At 60.8% G+C, this 4,307-nt stretch carries 5 protein-coding genes; 3 read left to right on the top strand and 2 right to left on the bottom strand.

Translation table 11 applies throughout. The features are described 5' to 3' along the window. Positions 1-121 precede the first annotated feature (121 nt). The gene (locus PQR02_RS39735; RefSeq protein WP_408243275.1) at positions 122-412 is read right to left on the bottom strand and encodes a hypothetical protein; all 291 of its coding nucleotides are present in this window, start codon (positions 410-412) and stop codon (positions 122-124) included. A 542-nt stretch (positions 413-954) separates the two neighbouring features. Between PQR02_RS39735 and PQR02_RS39730 the strand changes: the two genes are divergently transcribed. From PQR02_RS39730 to PQR02_RS39720, 3 genes are all read left to right on the top strand, one after another. Beyond that, a complete protein-coding gene (locus PQR02_RS39730) occupies positions 955-1,344 on the top strand; it encodes a hypothetical protein (RefSeq protein ID WP_408243274.1) in 390 nt (129 codons plus the stop codon). A gap of 733 nt (positions 1,345-2,077) precedes the next feature. Beyond that, positions 2,078-2,221 (top strand): hypothetical protein, encoded by a 144-nt coding sequence (locus PQR02_RS39725; protein ID WP_408243273.1) that lies wholly within the window; start codon positions 2,078-2,080, stop codon positions 2,219-2,221. A 295-nt stretch (positions 2,222-2,516) separates the two neighbouring features. Beyond that, positions 2,517-3,404 carry a peptidoglycan DD-metalloendopeptidase family protein gene (locus PQR02_RS39720; RefSeq protein ID WP_408243272.1) on the top strand — a complete coding sequence of 296 codons (888 nt, stop codon included), beginning with the start codon at positions 2,517-2,519 and terminating at the stop codon, positions 3,402-3,404. An 87-nt stretch (positions 3,405-3,491) separates the two neighbouring features. Here the strand turns inward: PQR02_RS39720 and PQR02_RS39715 are convergent, their stop codons facing one another. Next, the gene (locus tag PQR02_RS39715) at positions 3,492-3,917 is read right to left on the bottom strand and encodes a phage head morphogenesis protein (RefSeq protein WP_408243271.1); all 426 of its coding nucleotides are present in this window, start codon (positions 3,915-3,917) and stop codon (positions 3,492-3,494) included. Between the last annotated feature and the right edge of the window lie 390 nt (positions 3,918-4,307).

Below are 4,307 nucleotides of genomic sequence, written 5' to 3'. Positions count from 1 at the left end.
CAACGTGACAGCGCCCATGCGATCAAGGGTGATCCCGCCTAGGTCACATGGGATTTGTTCGGCCAGAGCAGTCCAGTCTGATGTCCGTCCCCCGCTTTTACGGGGACGTAGCGGGTTGCACTCAGCCGCGGTGCCACGCGTCCTGCTGGGGGCGCACCGGTTCGTGGATTTCCCGATCGTCGTGGTGATCGTGTGCCATCTGGCGCTGATGCTCCTCCCACTTCCTGCGCTCCCACATGCGGTGACCGTCGTAGTACCGGTCACCGTGCCAGCCGGGCGTCATCGCGGCCGGTGCTGCGACTACTGGCGCGGGCGAGCTGCCGACGTTGATGTTGATTTCGGCGTGGGCTGCGCCGCTGAGTGCGATTCCAAGCGCGATTGCCGAAGCGGCAACAGGGAACTTGAATTTCATCAGGATTGCTCCGTAAGTTGTGGGTCGAAATTTGCAGCCTAGAATGATGCCAGACCGCGGGAAATTCTAGCGTGAGGGCTTGCCACAAGTTGTAGCCATAAGGTAACGGCGAGGGGGTTTCCTATTTCTGCCGATTACCACCATTACAGGCGCGTTACCTGTATCAAATGGGAATTAACATTTGCAGCCGGATGATGCTCAGCGTATTGGGGTGACAGCTAAACGGCGGGCCTGCGGTGGTTTGCCGCGGACGGGGCGAATTGAGACGGGTCTGACACAATCGAGATGCGTATGACACTCCTGTGGCGCATCGACTGGGATCATCGAGGCTGTTGAACAGGTGAGAAACCGATGGAAGAGATTGCCGCTACCGTGTTGGCGGCCGCGGGTCTGGGCGGACTGGCTGGCTGCGTAACCACGCAACCACGCAGACCTATGACGAGGTGCATGCGCGGAACTGGACCCGCGAGAGCATCGAACAGCAGTTTCCGGCCGGAACGCCTTGATCCCTGGCATGCCGAAGCAGAGATTTTCACCACCGCTTGAAATTCGACATTTTCTGCCTATCGTTGCGATTAATTCGTAGTGCCCGTAATGCGAGCAGAGCCCGCCCGGAACTGCTGTCCACCGGCCGCCTCTACGCCGCAACGCGGCGTCATGCAGGTGATGCCGGCGCGTTCGCCGATGCACTGACGGGGGTCTATGCGACCGACCCGCAATACGGCGCCAAGCTGCGCACGATGATGGTGGAATCGCAGGGGTTCACGTCAGGCCTTGCGTCGATCGCGCCGATGCTGATGGCGTCGGACCGCGTGCAGTACGGCAGCGCACCTGCAACGCGGCGGAATCCGGATCGGCACCGCACAGCGTCGAGACGCATAACGGCACGGTCAACGTGTACGGCGCCAGTACAAGCAACGGGCGTGCGCTAGTAGCCGACATGTGCGATGAGCTGAACCGCAACGGCCTGATCGCCGGTTCCCGATGGGGAATGACGTGGGACCATCGGCCCCAGCGACAGCTAGAAGCCTCGCTGGCGGGACAGCCTTTTGCGTACGATGTCCCGACTAGTGTGAAGTGGGGCGGCGTCGCTGGATGTCTCACTTGGATGACTAGGTGAAGGCAGGTTGCTACCCGCGCTCCGGCCCACTAGCGTGAAAAGGGCAAGCACGGCCAGCGCGGCGAGGACGTACTCGAAAATGTGTAGAAATCGCATCGGTAACGGGACAGATCATTCCGGGAAAACGCGCGCCCGCGAGATAACGCTGAACAGTGGACCGGCGCGCCGGCGCATTCTAGCCGTGTACTGAAAAGGCGTATCCCGAAAAAGCCATCGATCTGCTGATCGATGGCCTTCCCGCGCAGCACAACCGGTCAATCGAGTGTCGCTGATCTGCGTATTCCACGGCAAATCGAGCGCAGATTCCACGCTTGCCCGGGCGCGGATTCCATGGCTCCTCGAGCATGAATTCCACGTGAATTCGAACGCTGGAATGTGAGGTAACCGCGCGGATACCCGGACGTCAACATCGATTTTGACGAGAAGAATACGAGCTACGCGAAGCCGGACACGGATCTCGAAGACAATCTGAGGAATCGTCCGTTTCGCTCATTCCACGAAACATTGATCTCCACTTTCTTCAGCCTACCTCATCGATCAGCGAGATGCTGTTGAAGGTGGTCGCCCTTTTCGAGTTCTTCAGGATCGCGAAGCAGCCGGTGGGGGCGCTGCGCGTCGAGTCCGAGCGCCGCGCCGTCGGGAATCTCGCTGCCGAGGTACGACAGACGTTGGCCTTGCTGATCGCGTGAGCGCCACGAGCCGTTCGCGGGGGCTGTCGCGCCCTGACGCAGGGCGACGGCCCGATCGGCCTAACAGTGACCATGTGCGCCCCACCGCCAGCCACTGTCGCCGTCAGGCAGCGTGCACGCTTCGACCGGCATAGGAAAATCCCAGATTACGTTGCGCACGCACCACAGGAGTCAGAGATTTGGCTAAAAATGTCAAGCTGGGTTAAACCGGTTCTCCTGGCTATTGCAGCGCAGTGCCCATCCACCGCAGAATCGCGGACCTCTTTACCATCGTTTCAGCTTCAGCGAACAAGCCATGCCTCATTCAACCCGCAACACCCGATCCAGGATCCACGCGAAATTGCTTGGCGCCGTCACAATCGTCCTTCTGTCCGTTTCCCTGATCCAAAATGCGCATGCGAAGGACGAAATAGAGGTACTGACGATGGATCAGCTTCAACCGTCCAAGCCATCAAATCCTGCGCGGTCTGCAGACCAAGCACCGTCAGAAACGTCATCCAGATCCGTGGCTCGAAAAGATTCCAGTTGTCAGGATGCGAGTGCAGTCATCGTGACTGGCAAACGCCGCTGCGTACGGACACCAGACCGGGACACAATCAGGGCAGGGCAACGCGTACCGGCGGGATGGTATCGAGTCAATCACCAAGATACGGTAACGGGCATCGCTGCAGCGTTTGGTCGCTCCGCCGAGGACATCATCGATTGGAACAGCTTGCCAAATAATGCCCAGATCAGGCCCGGCCAATTACTCAGAGTCGGCCCCCAGCAGGCAGATATTGAAGGTCCCACCACTGGTACCTCCGCCGCCGTACCTCCTTTGCGGAAAGCGAAACTGCGCGAGTTCGCCTGGCCTGCGCACGGCCCAATCCTGCAGCCATACGTGACAGACGAATCGCCTGGAATATTGATCGGCGGCGCTGCAGGCGATCCGGTGTTCGCAGCAGCTGATGGCCGTGTCGTCCTTGTGGGCTCCGGTACTAGCATGCTGATCATGATCAGGCATAGCAACAACGTCACAACGATTTACAGCCATGTTCGCCATCCGCTTGTTGTGGACAATGAGTCCGTGACACAAGGCCAGATGCTTGCGAAGATGTGCGATGCTGGCGCTCTTGGATTCGAAATGCGCAGGAATGGCAAACCTGAAGATCCGCTAGCGCGGTTGCCACACGAGGGCGCCTGAGCCACATTTGCGGACATCGCACCGCCACGTCTGACGGTGTACGGCGGTGGCCATGCCCCGCTTGCCTTCGGAAGATCGTCGTCCGCGCTATGGCCGGGCGAGTCCGGGAATGATCGGGCGGCTCACGCAGCGACAGTTCGGCTCGCGCCCGGGCCACGTCCACACCGCGTCGAGATACCTGCCCTCGCTGATCCTGTAACGCTTGCCGTCCGCCGCCACATGCGAGGGGCGCGGGTGCCTGCCGCCATGGCTGTGCATCCAGATCGCCTCGGTGATGCCGAGGCCCGCTTGGCGCACGCGTGCCACCGTCGCCGTCGCCTTGCTGTTCTGGTCACGCGCAATGAACGCCGCGCGACGCCGCGTGAGCGCGTACCGCTCCAGCAGTTGGTCCAAGAGACTGCCGAGATCCTGGCCCATCTGCACGCTGCGCATCACGATCCCCTGCACCTTGGCGAGATGCTCGTGCGCGACCGAGCGGATCAGCCCCACGTTCACGCCGATGGTCGACTGCACCGCGTCGTTGGCCTCGCGCCTGAGCCCGAAATCAACCGCGAAGCCCGCGCGTCCGAGCGACGACTGGAACGCGCCGTCCGAGTGACTCCATCGTCGATGGAGTGACTGGAAAGTCCGTGGTTTCTTTACAGGCTATCACCGGCCCTGCGCTGTCAAGACCGCAGTCCCCGCATGGCACGCAAAAAATGCCGGCGCGGAGCCACCGGCTCGGAAAGTTTTCGTCACTCCGATGGCCCTGTCAGGACCTCAGAAGCGAAAGGAAGCCGCCTGCCTGCCGCTTTCGCCCGGACTAACGCAGCCAAGGAGTTGGCTTGACCGCCCAACCATCGTTGGTCAGTTGGAGAAAGTATTCGCCGCCGAACGTGTCGTGGGTGGGGCGCTGTCACGTTA

This window comes from Paraburkholderia sediminicola, from assembly GCF_046026895.1.
Taxonomy (GTDB): domain Bacteria; phylum Pseudomonadota; class Gammaproteobacteria; order Burkholderiales; family Burkholderiaceae; genus Paraburkholderia; species Paraburkholderia sediminicola_C.
This window is presented reverse-complemented; position numbering and strand designations above follow the sequence as displayed.